The sequence below is a fragment of the Pedobacter petrophilus genome, assembly GCF_009674725.1.
Taxonomy (GTDB): domain Bacteria; phylum Bacteroidota; class Bacteroidia; order Sphingobacteriales; family Sphingobacteriaceae; genus Pedobacter; species Pedobacter petrophilus.
This window is the reverse complement of the sequence record NZ_WKKH01000070.1, coordinates 1-15,540: the sequence shown is the minus strand read 5'-3', so window position 1 is coordinate 15,540 and position 15,540 is coordinate 1. Positions and strand designations below refer to the sequence as shown.

Annotated in this window: 21 protein-coding genes; 9 read left to right on the top strand and 12 right to left on the bottom strand. The window is 34.4% G+C overall.

Annotated features, from left to right (window positions below):
• A partial coding sequence (locus GJU39_RS21970; protein WP_209437708.1) for a DUF7695 domain-containing protein occupies positions 1-299 on the top strand: 299 nt, incomplete at its 5' end.
• 22 nt (positions 300-321) lie between these two features.
• On the opposite strand, the gene GJU39_RS21965 is transcribed toward GJU39_RS21970, so the two are convergent.
• Positions 322-996 carry a RipA family octameric membrane protein gene (locus GJU39_RS21965; protein ID WP_154283148.1) on the bottom strand — a complete coding sequence of 225 codons (675 nt, stop codon included), beginning with the start codon at positions 994-996 and terminating at the stop codon, positions 322-324.
• Between the two features lie 185 nt (positions 997-1,181).
• Here GJU39_RS21965 and GJU39_RS21960 point away from each other — a divergent pair, with 185 nt between their 5' ends.
• From GJU39_RS21960 to GJU39_RS21940, 5 genes are all read left to right on the top strand, one after another.
• Positions 1,182-1,790: a recombinase family protein gene (locus GJU39_RS21960; RefSeq protein ID WP_154283147.1), complete on the top strand. Its 609-nt coding sequence runs from the start codon at positions 1,182-1,184 to the stop codon at positions 1,788-1,790.
• 75 nt (positions 1,791-1,865) lie between these two features.
• Positions 1,866-2,255 carry a hypothetical protein gene (locus tag GJU39_RS21955; protein ID WP_154283146.1) on the top strand — a complete coding sequence of 130 codons (390 nt, stop codon included), beginning with the start codon at positions 1,866-1,868 and terminating at the stop codon, positions 2,253-2,255.
• A 92-nt stretch (positions 2,256-2,347) separates the two neighbouring features.
• A complete protein-coding gene (locus GJU39_RS21950; RefSeq protein ID WP_154283145.1) occupies positions 2,348-3,958 on the top strand; it encodes an AlwI family type II restriction endonuclease in 1,611 nt (536 codons plus the stop codon).
• A 6-nt stretch (positions 3,959-3,964) separates the two neighbouring features.
• The gene (locus GJU39_RS21945; protein WP_209437707.1) at positions 3,965-5,056 is read left to right on the top strand and encodes a DNA cytosine methyltransferase; all 1,092 of its coding nucleotides are present in this window, start codon (positions 3,965-3,967) and stop codon (positions 5,054-5,056) included.
• Entirely contained in the window at positions 5,053-6,021 is a 969-nt protein-coding gene (locus tag GJU39_RS21940; RefSeq protein ID WP_154283143.1) for a restriction endonuclease PLD domain-containing protein, read from the top strand. Before GJU39_RS21945 ends, GJU39_RS21940 begins: the two co-directional genes overlap by 4 nt.
• A gap of 4 nt (positions 6,022-6,025) precedes the next feature.
• Here the strand turns inward: GJU39_RS21940 and GJU39_RS21935 are convergent, their stop codons facing one another.
• From GJU39_RS21935 to GJU39_RS21915, 5 genes are all read right to left on the bottom strand, one after another.
• Positions 6,026-6,535 (bottom strand): hypothetical protein, encoded by a 510-nt coding sequence (locus GJU39_RS21935; RefSeq protein WP_154283142.1) that lies wholly within the window; start codon positions 6,533-6,535, stop codon positions 6,026-6,028.
• Between the two features lie 72 nt (positions 6,536-6,607).
• A complete protein-coding gene (locus GJU39_RS21930) occupies positions 6,608-7,051 on the bottom strand; it encodes a very short patch repair endonuclease (protein WP_245228056.1) in 444 nt (147 codons plus the stop codon).
• Complete coding sequence (locus GJU39_RS21925) at positions 7,029-7,271, bottom strand: hypothetical protein (RefSeq protein WP_154283141.1); 243 nt, start codon at positions 7,269-7,271, stop codon at positions 7,029-7,031. Before GJU39_RS21925 ends, GJU39_RS21930 begins: the two co-directional genes overlap by 23 nt.
• Before the next feature lie 10 nt (positions 7,272-7,281).
• Positions 7,282-7,608 (bottom strand): type II toxin-antitoxin system PemK/MazF family toxin, encoded by a 327-nt coding sequence (locus tag GJU39_RS21920; protein WP_209437706.1) that lies wholly within the window; start codon positions 7,606-7,608, stop codon positions 7,282-7,284.
• A complete protein-coding gene (locus GJU39_RS21915) occupies positions 7,602-7,841 on the bottom strand; it encodes an AbrB/MazE/SpoVT family DNA-binding domain-containing protein (protein WP_154283139.1) in 240 nt (79 codons plus the stop codon). Before GJU39_RS21915 ends, GJU39_RS21920 begins: the two co-directional genes overlap by 7 nt.
• Before the next feature lie 375 nt (positions 7,842-8,216).
• On the opposite strand from GJU39_RS21915, the gene GJU39_RS21910 reads away from it, so the two are divergent.
• Entirely contained in the window at positions 8,217-9,143 is a 927-nt protein-coding gene (locus GJU39_RS21910) for a replication initiation protein (protein ID WP_154283138.1), read from the top strand.
• A gap of 16 nt (positions 9,144-9,159) precedes the next feature.
• Positions 9,160-9,339, top strand: coding sequence for a hypothetical protein (locus GJU39_RS21905; protein WP_154283137.1), 180 nt, complete (start codon positions 9,160-9,162; stop codon positions 9,337-9,339).
• Positions 9,340-9,374: 35 nt separating this feature from the next.
• Here the strand turns inward: GJU39_RS21905 and GJU39_RS21900 are convergent, their stop codons facing one another.
• Positions 9,375-9,587, bottom strand: coding sequence for a hypothetical protein (locus GJU39_RS21900; RefSeq protein ID WP_154283136.1), 213 nt, complete (start codon positions 9,585-9,587; stop codon positions 9,375-9,377).
• Positions 9,587-10,183, bottom strand: coding sequence for a ParA family protein (locus tag GJU39_RS21895; RefSeq protein ID WP_154283135.1), 597 nt, complete (start codon positions 10,181-10,183; stop codon positions 9,587-9,589). Before GJU39_RS21895 ends, GJU39_RS21900 begins: the two co-directional genes overlap by 1 nt.
• 340 nt (positions 10,184-10,523) lie before the next feature.
• Here GJU39_RS21895 and GJU39_RS24145 point away from each other — a divergent pair, with 340 nt between their 5' ends.
• Complete coding sequence (locus tag GJU39_RS24145; RefSeq protein ID WP_280790426.1) at positions 10,524-10,649, top strand: hypothetical protein; 126 nt, start codon at positions 10,524-10,526, stop codon at positions 10,647-10,649.
• A 671-nt stretch (positions 10,650-11,320) separates the two neighbouring features.
• Here the strand turns inward: GJU39_RS24145 and GJU39_RS21890 are convergent.
• From GJU39_RS21890 to GJU39_RS21875, 4 genes are read right to left on the bottom strand one after another with little or no spacing between them, the layout of a single operon-like run.
• A complete protein-coding gene (locus GJU39_RS21890) occupies positions 11,321-12,934 on the bottom strand; it encodes a type IV secretory system conjugative DNA transfer family protein (protein ID WP_154283134.1) in 1,614 nt (537 codons plus the stop codon).
• The gene (locus GJU39_RS21885; RefSeq protein WP_154283133.1) at positions 12,931-13,326 is read right to left on the bottom strand and encodes a hypothetical protein; all 396 of its coding nucleotides are present in this window, start codon (positions 13,324-13,326) and stop codon (positions 12,931-12,933) included. Before GJU39_RS21885 ends, GJU39_RS21890 begins: the two co-directional genes overlap by 4 nt.
• Positions 13,327-13,336: 10 nt before the next feature.
• A complete protein-coding gene (locus tag GJU39_RS21880) occupies positions 13,337-14,791 on the bottom strand; it encodes a relaxase/mobilization nuclease domain-containing protein (protein ID WP_154283132.1) in 1,455 nt (484 codons plus the stop codon).
• Positions 14,785-15,108, bottom strand: coding sequence for a plasmid mobilization protein (locus GJU39_RS21875; RefSeq protein WP_154283131.1), 324 nt, complete (start codon positions 15,106-15,108; stop codon positions 14,785-14,787). Before GJU39_RS21875 ends, GJU39_RS21880 begins: the two co-directional genes overlap by 7 nt.
• Between the last annotated feature and the right edge of the window lie 432 nt (positions 15,109-15,540).

Genomic DNA, 15,540 nt, shown 5'->3' with positions numbered 1-15,540 from the left:
TTCTGCTTTTTTCAAGCAACAACTCTGGGGGTCAATTTAAAATTGGCGAAAGGGGGTCAAATTTATTGGTATATGCAATCATGAAAGATAAGCCTGATTTGGAAGCAAATCAGGCGGTGTGTTTTAACTGCAAAAAAGTACTGACTAGCAAAGATCAGTATGATATGGTAGTATGCTCATGTGGTGCCATTGCTATAGATGGGGGATGCAATTTAAGGATCATTGAACTTATAGAAAATCCCGCCCGCACTGGTGGCTTATCACCTTCGGCTGATTCAGGTTTTATGATAAAATTTTAGCAAATCTAGGAACTAGATTCTATTAAGTTTGCTCCTGGACTTCTGTAGGATCTTCATAATCAATAAATCTTCTTCTAAATGAATATTTTCCAGCAGGGGATAATATTTCATAGTCTTTTCTCTTTTTAAGCATTACTATACAAAAAAAGCTAGCTACTGCTACAAATGCACCTAATAATACTCTTTCACTTAAAGAGAGAACGTTACTATTCAAATTTTGATTGATATGAAACAATAATAAAAACATCCATATCGATATTATGAATTTACTAACCATTTGATTAATTCCAGAAACAGAATAAGTTTTTTGGTTTAATACAGTTTTGTAGAGAGGTCCTGTATATGCATCTTCTAATAAATCAATATGCTTTTCCCAATTTTCTTGCCATTTTTTACTGCCTATAGTTACTAGATTCCATGCTAAGGAGAGAAATAAACCAACTATAATTATAATGAAAGAAAGAAATAATTTTGTGGTGTCATCTAAGTTTTCTGAGCTTGCTATTGATAAATAGGCGGCAAATGTCGATGCTATAAAAGCCCAGAAATATGTTGCTCTACTCCAGTATTTATCTATTTCAAAATCCCTATTTTTCCAGGCTCTTTCAAGAGCATTATGAACTTTTACATCCCCAGTTACAGGAGTAAAAAAAGGATCATAATAATCTGATTTATGAATATGTGTATTTTCTGACATTGCTTATTGATAAATATGAATTTAAATATACTATTGGTTTGCGAAAAGCGCTGTAAACAATCAGGAAAATTATAATATAAACGTTCCTATATACAGTAATTATAATTAGATAAAAGCAATGATTTTAATATTAAATATTATTATCAATTAATAGGTAATTTTAGGTTTTCTTCTAATTTCTCAATATGACCCGCACAGTAGCATATTTAAGAGTATCAACAATAGATCAAAACCTGGAAAAGAACAAGGCTGATCTTTTGCACCTAGCTAATGACAAAAACTTAGGTAAAGTAGAATTTATTGAAGAAAAAATTTCAGGAAAGGTTTCCTGGAAACAACGCAAAATCGGACCTCTTCTTAATGAACTTAAAAAAGGCGATACCATTTTACTTAGCGAATTCTCCCGACTTGGCCGAAGTATGCTTGAGTGCATGGAAATTATTTCTGTCGCAGTTGAAAAGGGTATTAAGATATATACAGTAAAAGGTGGGTGGCAATTAGATGATACCATTCAAAGTAAAGTAATGGCTATGGTCTTTTCCATGGCTGCTGAAATTGAACGTGACTTGATCAGCAAAAGAACAAAAGAAGCTCTGAACTCGATCCGTCTATCTGGGGTGCAATTAGGTCGGCCAAAAGGACCAGGAAAAAGTAAGCTTGACATAGTACGGTCTGAGATCGAAGCTCTACTTACTACCGGATCTTCACAAAAGTTTATTGCAGGGCGATATAATGTTACCGAACCAACATTAAGTAATTGGATAAAAAAAAATAACATAAAAAATAGATATTAAACCTATCATATGAATAGAGATACTTATTATGATTAACGTTAGCTAACTTCGAATTTAACCTTAAAATAAATTAATATGCCAAATGCAGGAGACTTTTTCATCACTACACTGAAACCAGCTCATTTTAAATGGGGAACCCTTAGACATACAAATACAAGAAAACTAATATCAGGAGAAGGTTATTTACATATTCCCGCACATATTGCTAGAACACTTAATATTACGAATGTGAATAGTATAGGAAATAGATATTATTCAGGTAGCTCTTCAGATAACTTCTTACAAAATTGCCCTCTTAAGACTGCTGGTGGAAAAGATAAAATAAGTAAATACGCTAAAAATCTTGAGGGTAATGGTGATTTAAAAATTTTAGGCAGATGGTTTAATCATATAAATGCGCAACCAGGAGATCGGATTGAAGTAAGATTTACAAGTTCAACTGAAATTTTACTTACAAAGTTATAAGGGAATTAACCTATCCAAATAACAACGGAAACATTGAAAATATGTCTCTAAAACATTAATAATAAGTCTTATAACTTTTATATAATATAATTTTGCATAGCATACAATTAACATTACATGCCAGTGAAAGTAATCCTAAGTTTCGACGTAGCTGGATGTTTCCAAGAGCTATAAGAAAAATATATCCTTGGAAGCTGGCTCAAATTTGCCAAATTTTAAATCAAATGGCACTGAATAATTGGAGCCAGGATATTCAAAATGAATTTAGCAGATTACTTACTGCAGGTAATCTCAAAGGGCAGAATGATATTAGAGATCCTAAAAGTGGCGGCGCAAGGACTTACATTTCACAATTAGAAAGTATTGGTCTTCTATATAGAAACAAAAAAGAATTGTTTTTTACCCTTGCAGGCAAGAGTTTGATTGACTTTGAAACGCCTCTAAAGGTACTACAACATCAATTATTGAATTACCAATATCCTAGCACATATAGTAACGGGAGAAATGTCCGTATAGATCCGGATATAAGAATTAAACCCTTTGTGTTTGTATTAAAGCTGTTAAAACACGCTAGTATTAAATATCTGACAGTAGATGAGATTACCTTTTGTGTAGTGTATGGCCACAATTCTGGCTGTGAGGATCTCATAATTGGTAAAGTTCTAGATTTCCGTAAGGGAAATTCATCAAGGAGTGATCTGCTTAATTTTATTGATAATCCACTGGAAGATTTGTCTACGCCTAAAGCAACACAAAAAGATAATGCAAAGAAGCTGCTGGTAGAGGCTATAAATGTAGCTAATACCTTTAAAAATTATTTAATTAGCTCTAGTTTAGCATATGAGGAAGCAGGAACAAAAAATATTATTATAAGTGAAGAATTTACTGACGTAATTGATGATTCCATATTGAACATTAATAACTTTATTCCTTATACACCTGGTTTCGATGAAAAATTTACAAGAGCATATGGATCATGGAATAAGAAGAAAGATACTACAACAAATTCTGAACGGAAAAAATTAAATAAAGGTGAGGCTATAATTTCGTCACAGTTCTTTGAATATATAGGTAACGTCTTAATTACTGAAAGTGCAGAAGATTTCATTTCTAAAATGACAAAAGACTTTGGATTTAATCGCGATCTGGTGCTTGATGTAATCACTCCTTTAATTCCAAAATCTTTAACTTTTTTTGAAAGCAAATATTTAGAATTATCCAAAGGTGGCGTTGCTACAGCAAGAGATTTTGAGTTAGCAACAGCAGAACTTTTTAGAACCAGGCTAGGGATAGACGCTACTCACACTGGTAGCATACATAAAAAAGGAGTTGGAGGATATTCAGATATCATACTATCTAATGAATCTCTTGGTGAATGTGCAATTGCAGATACAAAAGCAAGCAGTTATTATACATTACCATCAACAGATTATGCTAAAATGATTAGTAATTATATTCCTAACTATAAGCAACTTGGGCTAGCAAGTGATCATACTCTTGGCTTTATTCTCTATGTAGCAGGGGGTTTAGGGGGCGAAATACAATCTAAATTACTTACTTTGTATAAAGAAAGTGGTTTTCCGGCTTCAGCAATAAACGCTAAAACCCTTATTGAAGTAGCTCAAATAAGAGATCTTAAAAAAGATCATATCTGGGAAAAGTTAAAAACAAACAAAGTACTTAAAACATCAGATTTTCATTAAATGGCAGTGTTCAGATTAGGAGAGTTATTTTCAGGGCCAGGCGGTATAGCTATGGGCGCTGTTAACTCAGTGGTAAATAATGGAAGAGAAGAATTTAGAATTGCTCATGAGTGGGCGAATGATTATGATAAGGATACATGTGCAACATATCGCCATAATATCTGCCCTGAATCTAAAAATTCTGTTATTTGCCGCGATGTAAGAAAACTGGACATAGAGAAGCTTTCAGATATTGATGCATTAGCATTTGGTTTTCCTTGTAATGACTTTAGTATTGTAGGAGAACAGAAAGGAATTGACGGTGTATTTGGCCCGCTTTATTCTTACGGGGTAAATATTTTAAGGAGATTTCAGCCTAAATGGTTTCTTGCAGAAAATGTGGGAGGCTTGAAAAATTCAAATGATGGCCAGGCTTTTAAAACTATTATTAGTGAATTAGAAGCGGCCGGATATAAAGTTGTACCGCACCTTTATAAATTTGAAAATTATGAGATTCCGCAAGCCAGACATCGTATTATAATCATTGGAATAAGAAATGATATTGATGTAACCTTTAGGGTTCCTTTTATACCCGGCAATAAAATAGTCACATCCAGAGAAGCTATTCTAAATCCTCCAATAGCTGCCGATGCAACAAACAATGAGTTAACTAAGCAATCAGAAACAGTAGTAGAAAGGCTGAAATTTATCAAGCCCGGGCAAAATGCTTTTACGGCCACTATGCCTGATCATTTAAGATTAAATGTAAAAGGTGCAAAGATTAGCCAAATATATAAGCGGTTAGATCCTAACAAGCCAGCCTATACTGTAACCGGAAGTGGCGGTGGTGGTACTCATATTTATCATTGGGAAGAAAACAGGGCTTTAACCAATCGGGAACGAGCCCGCTTACAAACCTTTCCTGATAGCTTTGAATTTTTAGGTTCGAAAGAAAGCGTAAGAAAACAGATTGGCATGGCCGTTCCGCCACAAGCTGCAAAAATTATTATTGAGTCAGTACTTAAATGCTTTGCTGGTATTGAGTACCCTTATATAGAATCTAATATTAAGTTAACTGAAAAAACAGTAAAGATACCTGAACTAGTCGAGGATATATGATAACAAGCCAGGGAGAGCTTTTTGATGAGGTATTGGCTAATCCCATCAGTGATGGTGCAGATAAGCTTCTTATAGTATCCGGGTATGCCTCTGCAAATATGGTTGCCAGACATGCTGATTATGCAAGGAAAATTCTTAAAAAGAACCTCAGTGTGGATCTTATTATTGGAATGGGAGTAAGAGATGGAATAGAACTAAAAAATCATAAGTCTTTAATACAACTACAGGAAAGTAAAGATTTAAATTTTAAATGCCATTATATTATAAATTCTCCCGCTGTTCATTCAAAGGTTTATACCTGGCTTAAAAAAGATGAGCCATATAAAAGTTTTATAGGATCTGCTAACTATACTCAAAATGCCTTTAGTACTTCAATGAGAGAAGCTGTTACTCCCGCTGACCCCATTTTAAGCAGCAACTATTTCTATACCCTTTTACGGGAAAGCATAAATTGTAATGCTGACTACGGGATTATTAGTTCTCATATTGATTTTTATGAGTCAAAGCGTATAATTAAAGAGTTGCATAAAATTGATGATCTTGATTTGGCTAATCATGACCTTGATAAGGTTACATTAACTCTTTTAGACAGATCAACTGGTGAAGTACCTGGCCGCTCCGGCTTAAACTGGGGACAACGTCCGGAATATAACCGGGATCCAAATCAGGCATATCTAAATATCCCATCTGATATTTGTAGATCCGGTTTTTTTCCTGAATTAAAAACCGTATTTACAATAATGACTGACGATGATAAACAATTAATATGTGTAAGAGCTCAGCAAAATGGTAAGGGATTACATACAACTCTTAATAATGCTTTAATGGGGCAATATTTTAGGTTCAGACTTGGACTGAAAAACGGCGAAAAAATAACATTAAAACATCTTATGAAGTATGGGCGTACTGATGTTGATCTTTATAAAATTGATGAAGAGACCTATCTTATGGATTTTTCTGTTTAAATCTCTAATCTTGAAATAAAGTAAGAAAATCAAAGGTTTTTAAATGTCCGAAGTATAGATTTTCAAACATCGGTGACATACTATAAGAATCTATATGAGAAATAAGCTCTTTCTGAGAAGCATATCCTAAAAGTTGGACTTCTCTACTATCAACATTAATAAAAGCAATTATACCTATATCATACGTTCCTTTGGGAACAAGAGGGTAAGACTCGAGATTAGCAGAAATTAGTTCTGCGGATTGTCCTTTATAGTTGAATTTTGGCTTGTAACTCTTATTATCATCTTTAAGGTCCCAATTAATAAAATCCTCTTGTAAAAATTTTTCCATTGCTATTTCAGCATAGGATCTGATTAAAAACGAATCATAAAACTTTTGCCCTTCATAGCGATCCCTCAATCTATTCATATCAGTAACGTTCAGGTGCTTTAAAGCAATTTTTTGAAGTTTTTGGTAGACCTTATAATCAACTTTAAATCTTTCTGTTGGTTTACCAATAAGTTCTTTTATCATGTATTATCTTTTTGTACAAAAGTAGCTTAATAATAACGTATCCCCTATATCCAGTCTTAAATAAGACAATTACTAACCTTTTTCCTTATCAACTATGTCATTAGCCAAAGTAATAAGTTGTTCTAATTGTAGATTACACTCCCATATATAAAGAACTTTCCATCCAGCCGTTTCCAAGTTAATTCTATGCAAGTTGTCTCTTGTTTTATTTCCTAATATTTTATTTGCCCACCACTCAGTTTTTGTTTTTGGAATACGAAACTTGACACAATTTTCATGACCATGCCAAAAACACCCCTGAACGAAAACAATAGTTTTATATTTAGATAGGACTATATCAGGTTTACCAGGAAGATTATTAACATGTAAGCGATATCTAAATCCGTTTTTATGCAAAAATTTACGGACAACTATTTCAGGCTTAGTATCCTTACTTCGTATTTGGCTCATGTTATAAGAGCGGGTTGCTACCGAATGTACGTCTGCCATAAATTTAAGTAATACTTCTACTTTCATTAATATGCCTAAGCATAATTTCCATACCCTCTTCTCTCGACATTATATTATTGATTTCTTTCAATGATTGTTCATCTTCATAAATGCCATTCGGATCATTCCAGGAAAGCCATTCAATAAGATCCTCACGAGTCAGATTTTCTATTAATCTATTTACGTCCTGCTCAGGAAGGTCTGCAAAACTGTGGTAACTATAACCAGATGTATTCCAAAAACTCATATAATAATATTTAATCAATCAGCATTTTATGCAAAGCGTCTTTTAAAACAATTATTTCGCCTTTAGACAGCTTTCCAATTTTAAGAGCTATAGAAGCTCTATCTACTACTTTTATTTGATCAGTAGCCATAGAGGCAGATCTGTTATCAATAAGGCAAGGTACACGCCAAGGATAGCTCATAACCTTAGATGTTATTGGGATAACAATTAAAGTTTTTGAAAATTCATTCATTTCGTCCGGACTTACTACTACGCATGGTAGCGTTTTTTGCACTTCACTTCCTAATAAAGGATCCAAAGAAATCAAGAAAACTTCATATTGATGAATTTTTACCATGTCCATTCTTCCTTTTCAAATTCGTTAGGTAAATGCTCTCTATCATTTCCAGCAATGCTTATGGAATAAGCAGCTTCGGCCCATCCTTGACGTGGTTTAGGTTTAATAATAATGCTTCCATTACTTATTGTAAGTTCTACAGTGGATCTCTTAGATAATTTTAATTGCTTTAAAAGCACTGTAGGAAGTATGATTCCGTAGCTATTACCAATATTTATAATGTTTGTTTTCATGTTATAACCAATACCCTATTTAAAGTGCAATTTAACATTAAATGTTATAACATCGCGGCGCAACTCGATTTTTTTTATTTAATCCCCCTCTTTGTTTTTTTGTTGCTATTTGTACAATCTTTTTTATCGTAGAAGCTTTTTTGGAGGGGCATAACAATGTTTTTTATACTTTATTTATTTTCTTTATTTTCGGTGTGCGTAATAAATTGATATACAGTTGGTTATATTGGCTAAAAACCACCTTTTATAAGTCAATTACCACTTTTTATAAGTCAATTACCACTTTTTATAACCTAAAAACCACCTTTTATAAGTTAAAAACCACAATGATAAACATATGTTGTTTTTAATTGTGGTTATGCTTATGTTTGGATTATGGAAGTTTATCAAATCCCGGCAAATAAAGTAATCATGCAACACAATATGATCACAAGCGGGCGCTATGATTTTACCGCTTGTCAACTAGATATCCTGTTTATGCTTTTAGCATGTTTGGAAAAAGGTGATGATAAAGACAAAGAGTATGATATTCATGTACAGGACATTGAATTAATTACCGGTAGAAAATGGAATTATCAGCAGCTTAGAGAAGCAAGCCAGGATATTGGTTCTCGAATGTTTGAGATAGAAACAACAGAAAAATATATTCAATTGTGGCTGTTTAAAAGCTTTACATACCATACCGGTAAAGGATATTTTACAGTTGCAATCAATGATAAGGCTAGACCGTACTTTTTTGAGTTAAAAAACAATTTTACCAGAATGCAATTAAAAGCGGTACTTTCTTGTTCATCAAAATATGCTAAACGTTTATATGCTCTTGCTTGTCAATGGAGGTCAGCTGGCGTAGTTAAAATGACTATTTCGGATCTTAAAGAAATGCTTAGTTTAAAAGACCCAAAAGGAAAGACTAAAGAGCAATTTGAGAGAATTAGCGAGTTTCAAACTAAAGTACTAGATATAGCAAAAAAGCAGATAAATGAACATACAGATGTTCAGTTTGATTATGATCTGAAAAAGCGGGGGCGCTCCTATGAACTCATTGTTATTTATGTAGATTTTAAAAAAGAAAAACAGTTAACTATCGATTTTAATCAATCTATTGAATTTCAGAAGGCAGTAAGAACTGTTACTGCCTATGGCGTTTCTGAGGATATGGCCAAACTCATTGCTCACAAAAATTTTGACGAATTTCTTAAACTAATAGAGCAAATGAAAAAAGGAAAAACAGCTATTAATGATCCGGCTGCCTTTATAGTTGGAGTGTTTCAGAAAAAAGGTGTTATTTCTATAAAATCATAAACCTTAACATATTAATATGAATCATATTTATGTAATCCAAGATAAAGATGGCTATGCTTTTGCAGCAACTTATGAAGAATCCAAGGCCATTGAAATTTGCAAAGAGAAGGGTAATAAAACCACTTATAGATTAGTTCCATTTTATACGGAGGATGAAACAGAAATAACAATAGTATCTAATAGAAAGTTACTGTAAAAATAACGTAATAACGTATTTACATCAATACGTTATTACGTTAAATATGACCTTACCGCTTCTTCAACAAGGGTTTTAACATTTACACCATCTTCAACTGCTTTAATCTTTAATGCTTTTAAAAGATCTTTATCTAACCAAAGTGTGTAACTACTTTCAGCATCCCGTTTCCGCTCCTTAACAGGCACAATCTTTTGTTTTGGAGTTTCTTTAGGTGTTATCTGGTTTAATTTATCGAATGCTCCCATTACAATAAGTTTAGGATTTGAGTTGTTAAATGTTCTAATTCCTGTATAGCTTGTTGATCAGTACCTGTGCTTATTCCTCCAGAAAGAAAAGTATTATTAAAGACAACCCTATCACGAATTTCTGCGAGAATAGGCATATCATAATTTTCTAATTGCTTTCTGGCCTGTTCGGTTATACTTGCTCTAGGCTTTACCATATTAAGAACTATACCTGCTTTTAACTCTGGCTTTTTTCGCTGTGCTTCCTTTACTAACTCAATAGTTGCACGTATCGCCATTATGTCGGGTACTCCTGCTTTTGTGGGTATTAAAACAAAGTCCGATTCCAGAAATATGGGTATCATGTTTTCAGTTAAATAAGGAGGAGTATCGATAAAGATAACCTTATAGGGTTCTGCTTTTAAGTGTTTCATACCCTCGTATTTTATAATATCGATACCCTCAACAATATCTTTTAACTGCATGGTCGATCCCTGGGGATCTGTATCTGTTAAACCCGTAGTTACTTCTTTACTAAATCGATAAGCGAGGTTCAAAGCTAAGGTGCTCTTACCTACCCCTCCTTTTTGATGCGCAATTGTAATTATTTTAGCCATTAAACATATTATGTCAATACGTATTTACATTATTACGTATTGACGTAAATATACAATTATTAGCATCAATTCCAACTTACAAAGTTCTTTTTAAATATCATGTCTTTACAGTAGAAGCAAGGCGTGGCGAAGCACGCAGGCCACTTTTAGTGGCGGAACACTCGTTGTCGTTTACCGTTTCAATCCTTCTATTTATCTATGTCACTTATTAACGTGCCTTGATAGATATGGTCGCTTGACCGCCCATACTTATACCGATAATTTTGTCTTGAAGGGATTATGCTGTCCTTTCAAAATATTTTATACCGCTTTAAACTTGCAGACTATAAAGAAGAATAATATGAAAAAGCAAGCCACTACGATTCAACAAAAAGAGAAAATAACAACAAAAGATGTTATTAATTGGATTATAGATATAATAAAGGTTCTCATAGGTTTACTTGCAGCCTACCTTATAAAAAGATAAAGCTGCTGATGGTATCTCTCGCCATAGATAATACCATTTTCATCAAATTGCCTTAGATCAGACTTTTTGAAGTATAAAGTGGCCTTGGATGACCATTAAAGGCAGTCTTCTTACTGATTTCTATTAATATACTATTCCATTTTAAAAAAATTTAACATCTAATTTACAGCTACTTAAGTGTCAATTACTCGCCATAGATAATACTAATTTGACTAAAATCACCTTAAATCAGCTTTTTTTAAGTGGAATCGGCCCTGAATGATCATTAAACGTAGCCGTCTTAATGGTTTCTATTGATATACTATTCCATTTTAAAAAAAGCTTAATATCTAATTTACAGCAATTTAAGCCCTAATTACTTGTGTTAGATAATACCATTTTCACTAAAATAACCTTAAATCAGACTTTTTTAAGTGGAATCGGCCCTGAATGATCATTAAACGTAGCCGTCTTAATGATTTCTATTGATATACTATTCCATTTTAAAAAAACTTAATATCTAATTTACAGCAATTTAAGCCCTAATTACTTGTGTTAGATAATACCATTTGTCTGATTTTATCTATAAAATCAGTGTATCGTACGATACAAATGCAAAAATTCGCTGTTAATTTTTCACTAATATGTGCTCCATATCGCTTTTAACTTTGGTATAGGCATATTTGATATCTTTATACAGGTATTAAAATCTGTTTTACATCTTCCTTAACTTGATAGTAGGCTTGTTCTATCTCGTGGGCTGAAACTTGCTGAAATGGTTCTATTTCCGTCTTTACAAAGCTTTGGTTCATTGGAATGGAAGCAAGCCCCTGTTTGTGCGCTCCTTCGCTTAAAATGCTGTAGAACGAACCTGTTGGCAATGTTGCAACATCTTGTACTCTTACCAAATCTCTTTCCTGATAAGAATAACTTTCTCCACTGCCTGTCCTGCGGTCTCCTATAAGCGTTCTGTCATAGTTTTTACTTTCTGTGGCCATTAACTTATCAGACTTGCCAAATATTTGGCTTACTCTCTGTGCGGTCTGTGGGTTTGTGGTTCTTCCGTAAAATTGGTTTCCAAGGTTAGAAAGAATGGTGTCCGCTTTGTCTCGTCCGTATTTATCCACCATTTGGGCAATATCTTGACAGGCTAGGACTGTAGCAACCTTATTGCTTCTGGCTGTAGCTGGCAACTGTTCTATATTGGGAACATAAACGGTCGGAAATTCATCGAGCATAAAAACACTTTTTTCTTTCCCCTGCTGATTTAAAAGCTTACTAACCGATGTAAGAATTAAGCCTATTATAGGGCTATATGTGCTTGCCAGTGTCGGGCTGTTCCCGATCACGAGCATTCCCCGACTGTTTGGATTGTTTAAATCAAGGTTAAAATCGCTCTTGGTGGTTAAATAATAAACTTCTTCTGTATTGATTTTAGATAGTGAGATTTGTAGGCTTGACAAAACCCCTGCTAGTTGATTATCCGCTTTATTGGCGTATGCTGTCATTATTGGCGCAATCATATCAGCGCATTTCTGTTCTTTGTCCAGGGTATTTAAAAGGCTCTCCAAATTGGGCTGTAAAATCATGCTCATCGCATGTGGTAAAGTACAGTATTGAGGGTGTTTTTTCTTCAAGTACCAGAAGACTGAAGCCAGCAGCGCTGTTGCGTTTTCGCTCCAAAAGTCTGGCTTGCTTATCATGGTAGGATTGAGGTTTGCTAAAACTGAGAAGGCAAATTCTCGGGCAAAACTGTCATTTATCATCAAATCTGGCGCAATGGGGTTTATCCTGTTGCTTCGGCTCAAATCTGTAAAATTGATAAAATAAGGCTTGATGTTAGTGTTCTTGTAAGCGGTGTTTACATAGCTTGCCAGCTCTGGAAACTTGAAGTCGTAAACAACGCCTGTAAATCCTTTTCTGCCTGCATCATAAATAATCGGTTCAATGATTGACTTGCTTTTACCTGCTCCTGCTCCACCACTTATAAAAACGCCTGCGTATGGGTTTGGTATCTGTACAGTACCATTTAAAGAAAGACTTAGGTCTTGTGTAGGGGTTTGGCTTCCGAGAATGTTTATACCACTATTTTTCTTGTTATATCGTTTGTAAATCAAATAACCAATGCCCCCGATAACGGCATAAACAACAAGTTTACCGACGGACCCATTGGACATTGATCCACCTGCAACGAATAAAGCAGATAGAGCCATTGAACCTAACCAAAAGAGAAATAAATAAAGGACGATTTTGCTTACTAAGCTTCTACCCTTTTTTTTTGCGTGCTGATGTTCTACCTTTTTCATTTTGAAAATCCTTTTGTGTTGTACATATCTCTGCTCAATAACTCTGTTCTTTCTTCCCGATGCTTTTTTAATTCAGCAAATCGGTTGTAATCGGGCTTTTTTTCTTCCTTTTTAGCCTGTTCTAGGCTATTTTTGTTCTCATTGATGCTTTTTACAATCCTATCGGTAAAAACTCGGTCATTGCCTTTGATAGAGTTTATTTCGAACTCATTCTTTTTAAAAGAAATGCTTTGTATTCTTCCGTTTTTAACTTCAAAATTCACATTGATATTTCTTTTGGCCAAGCTTTCTTTCAGCTTGTTTAAATCAGTATTGGACTTGTCTTTGCTTGCTCGCCTTATCTCACGTAGAGCATTGATTTCGTAAGCGGTGTAAAAAATTTTCGTTTCCATGTTATTAGTTTTATCGTTTAAAACCTCGTTTTTTTTCTTGGTCTTGGTCTTTTTCCTCTCGTTGGGCTTTTATTTGTTCAAACCGACTTAATTCCTTTTCCTGCCTGTTTTTTGGTTCATCTACTTGTATTTCACTTTTTACGGCTCTTTCAATGTAGCCATTGATCAAAGCCTTTCTTTCTTGGCTTGGCTCTTTGGCTGGGTTCTGTTTTATCTTCTCTTTTTCCTGTTCTAAACGGCTGTTGTAGGCTTCAGCTCTGAGGTTTTCTTCTTTTATTTTGCCGGCAAAAAGAAAAGGAACAGGCTTTATTTCCATTGGCTTTGCATTTTTTACTTTTTCCTCATATGCTTTCCGTTCCTCGTACTTGGTTTGTAGGGCTTTGCTTTGTAAAATGGTGTTTAATATCCCTTTTTCAAGGTCTGATTTGATTATAAAATGCGCATCATTGAATTTGTATGAATAACCTTTTGGGGTTGGCGTTAAGCCTCGGTTTTTCAGGAAACCTGAAACATTTGCACTATAGCCAATAGATAGGGATTGTGAAATAACTTTTTGTAAATCTTCCTTTAGATAGCCCTCTAAAGCTTCCCTTGAAACATTTTTTGTTTCTTGGATAGATTTGCTGTTATTCTGTAAAACCCTGCTTATATCGCTCCATTTAGCCCCGATTTGAGAGCCTTTAACGCTTATCTTATCCGTTTTAAACGCCACCCCTGATATACCGTTTTTATTTTCAGAAAACCTTACATCCACCCCTTTTCTATCCAATGCCTGTTTAAATTGGTCGGGCGTGGTGATATTTTTGTCCTGCAGAACGTTTTTAACCTCATTCTGGATACGGCTTTGCTGTTCTCTTTTATTTGGGTCTTTATCCAAACTTATTTTTTTATCTCTCGGTTTTCGTTGAGCTTTTTCCTCTGCTGTTAGAAATCTATACCCTTTTTCGTTCCCTGGATCATAAATGATATTTCTTCCCTCTGTACGCTTTAAGCCCTGTTCTTTCTCTATTTTATCTGCTACGACTTGGAGCCTGTTTTTTATAAATTCCTCTCGCTTGCCATCGAAACCTAAATTCAGTTTTTTACCATCTAAGTCAACCTTATTCAAAACGATGTGGTAGTGTGGATTTTCGGTATCGTTGTGCTTTACTATAAAATATTGATGGTTTTCTTCCTTTACGCCTACTTCTTTTAAAACTGATTTTACCGCCTGTTGGCGTTGTTCTTCGCTTATCTTTTCATCCTTGCTGAAATTGACTGAAAAGTGCATTACTGGCTTGCTTACTCTTTCATTAGCATTGGCAACAAATCGCATTTGCTTTGCCATATCTCGGGTATTACCATAGATATTGTTTTTCTCTATGATTTCGGGCTTCCTGTCGTTCGTTAAATTTGGTTCGTGCTCCTTTTGAACGTACGATACTGTGGCACGAAATCCTTTGCCTGTGCTAACTTCGACTACCATTTTGATATTATCTTTTCAACTTGCTTTAACACCTTTTCAATGTCGGGTAGTTGCTTGGTTTGGTTGGCATACCTGCTCAACTGATTAAGGTTGTTTGCTATGCCGATGATTGTTCTTCTGTCTATACCTGTACTGGGTGCTTCGGTTTCGGTTTCAATTTTTTGAACCGATAAGACTGCACCTTTAAGCATTAATTGTCTGCCATAATCAGAAATGGAAAGCCCCAAATCTTGGGCTTTTCCATTGATCTCATGTTGCTCTTTTTCGGTTACTCTTATGACAAGATTTTTTAATCTTGGATTTTCCTTTTTGTTCATTTCTGTCTTTTCACTGTGACCAGGTTAAACTGGTCACTTCCAAAAAATTTTAGCGTAGCGTTAAGAAATTTTAAACCCCGTAGGGCGAGGGTCGTAATAAGAATATACTTTTGCAAAGCAAAATGTATATACGTTTACGCCCCTCGCTCCTTCAAGTTAGCCTAAGTTAGAGAGAAATAAGGATTTATCAAAATCCTTATTTCTCTCTAACTTAGGAGCGAAAAAATAAGCCCAATTTAAAGGGCTTATTTTGAAGCAGACCGAAATTTAAAATGCCCAATTAAGGGCATTTTATTGAAGGTCAATTGAAATAATATATACGAATATTTATATATTCGTATATATGGTTATCATGTGGATAAACCGCTTCAAATTGACCCCTCTTCACCACTTTAAAAAGCCCCCCTTAGCCGAGTTAATTTAATAAGGTCC

Coding starts and splice junctions, on each gene's coding strand:
- GJU39_RS21965 (WP_154283148.1), bottom strand. CDS start 996: ATGTCAGAAAATACACATATTCATAAATCAGATTATTATGATCCTTTT.
- GJU39_RS21960 (WP_154283147.1), top strand. CDS start 1,182: ATGACCCGCACAGTAGCATATTTAAGAGTATCAACAATAGATCAAAAC.
- GJU39_RS21955 (WP_154283146.1), top strand. CDS start 1,866: ATGCCAAATGCAGGAGACTTTTTCATCACTACACTGAAACCAGCTCAT.
- GJU39_RS21940 (WP_154283143.1), top strand. CDS start 5,053: ATGATAACAAGCCAGGGAGAGCTTTTTGATGAGGTATTGGCTAATCCC.
- GJU39_RS21935 (WP_154283142.1), bottom strand. CDS start 6,535: ATGATAAAAGAACTTATTGGTAAACCAACAGAAAGATTTAAAGTTGAT.
- GJU39_RS21930 (WP_245228056.1), bottom strand. CDS start 7,051: ATGAAAGTAGAAGTATTACTTAAATTTATGGCAGACGTACATTCGGTA.
- GJU39_RS21925 (WP_154283141.1), bottom strand. CDS start 7,271: ATGAGTTTTTGGAATACATCTGGTTATAGTTACCACAGTTTTGCAGAC.
- GJU39_RS21920 (WP_209437706.1), bottom strand. CDS start 7,608: ATGGTAAAAATTCATCAATATGAAGTTTTCTTGATTTCTTTGGATCCT.
- GJU39_RS21915 (WP_154283139.1), bottom strand. CDS start 7,841: ATGAAAACAAACATTATAAATATTGGTAATAGCTACGGAATCATACTT.
- GJU39_RS21910 (WP_154283138.1), top strand. CDS start 8,217: ATGGAAGTTTATCAAATCCCGGCAAATAAAGTAATCATGCAACACAAT.
- GJU39_RS21905 (WP_154283137.1), top strand. CDS start 9,160: ATGAATCATATTTATGTAATCCAAGATAAAGATGGCTATGCTTTTGCA.
- GJU39_RS21900 (WP_154283136.1), bottom strand. CDS start 9,587: ATGGGAGCATTCGATAAATTAAACCAGATAACACCTAAAGAAACTCCA.
- GJU39_RS21895 (WP_154283135.1), bottom strand. CDS start 10,183: ATGGCTAAAATAATTACAATTGCGCATCAAAAAGGAGGGGTAGGTAAG.
- GJU39_RS24145 (WP_280790426.1), top strand. CDS start 10,524: ATGAAAAAGCAAGCCACTACGATTCAACAAAAAGAGAAAATAACAACA.
- GJU39_RS21890 (WP_154283134.1), bottom strand. CDS start 12,934: ATGAAAAAGGTAGAACATCAGCACGCAAAAAAAAAGGGTAGAAGCTTA.
- GJU39_RS21885 (WP_154283133.1), bottom strand. CDS start 13,326: ATGGAAACGAAAATTTTTTACACCGCTTACGAAATCAATGCTCTACGT.
- GJU39_RS21880 (WP_154283132.1), bottom strand. CDS start 14,791: ATGGTAGTCGAAGTTAGCACAGGCAAAGGATTTCGTGCCACAGTATCG.
- GJU39_RS21875 (WP_154283131.1), bottom strand. CDS start 15,108: ATGAACAAAAAGGAAAATCCAAGATTAAAAAATCTTGTCATAAGAGTA.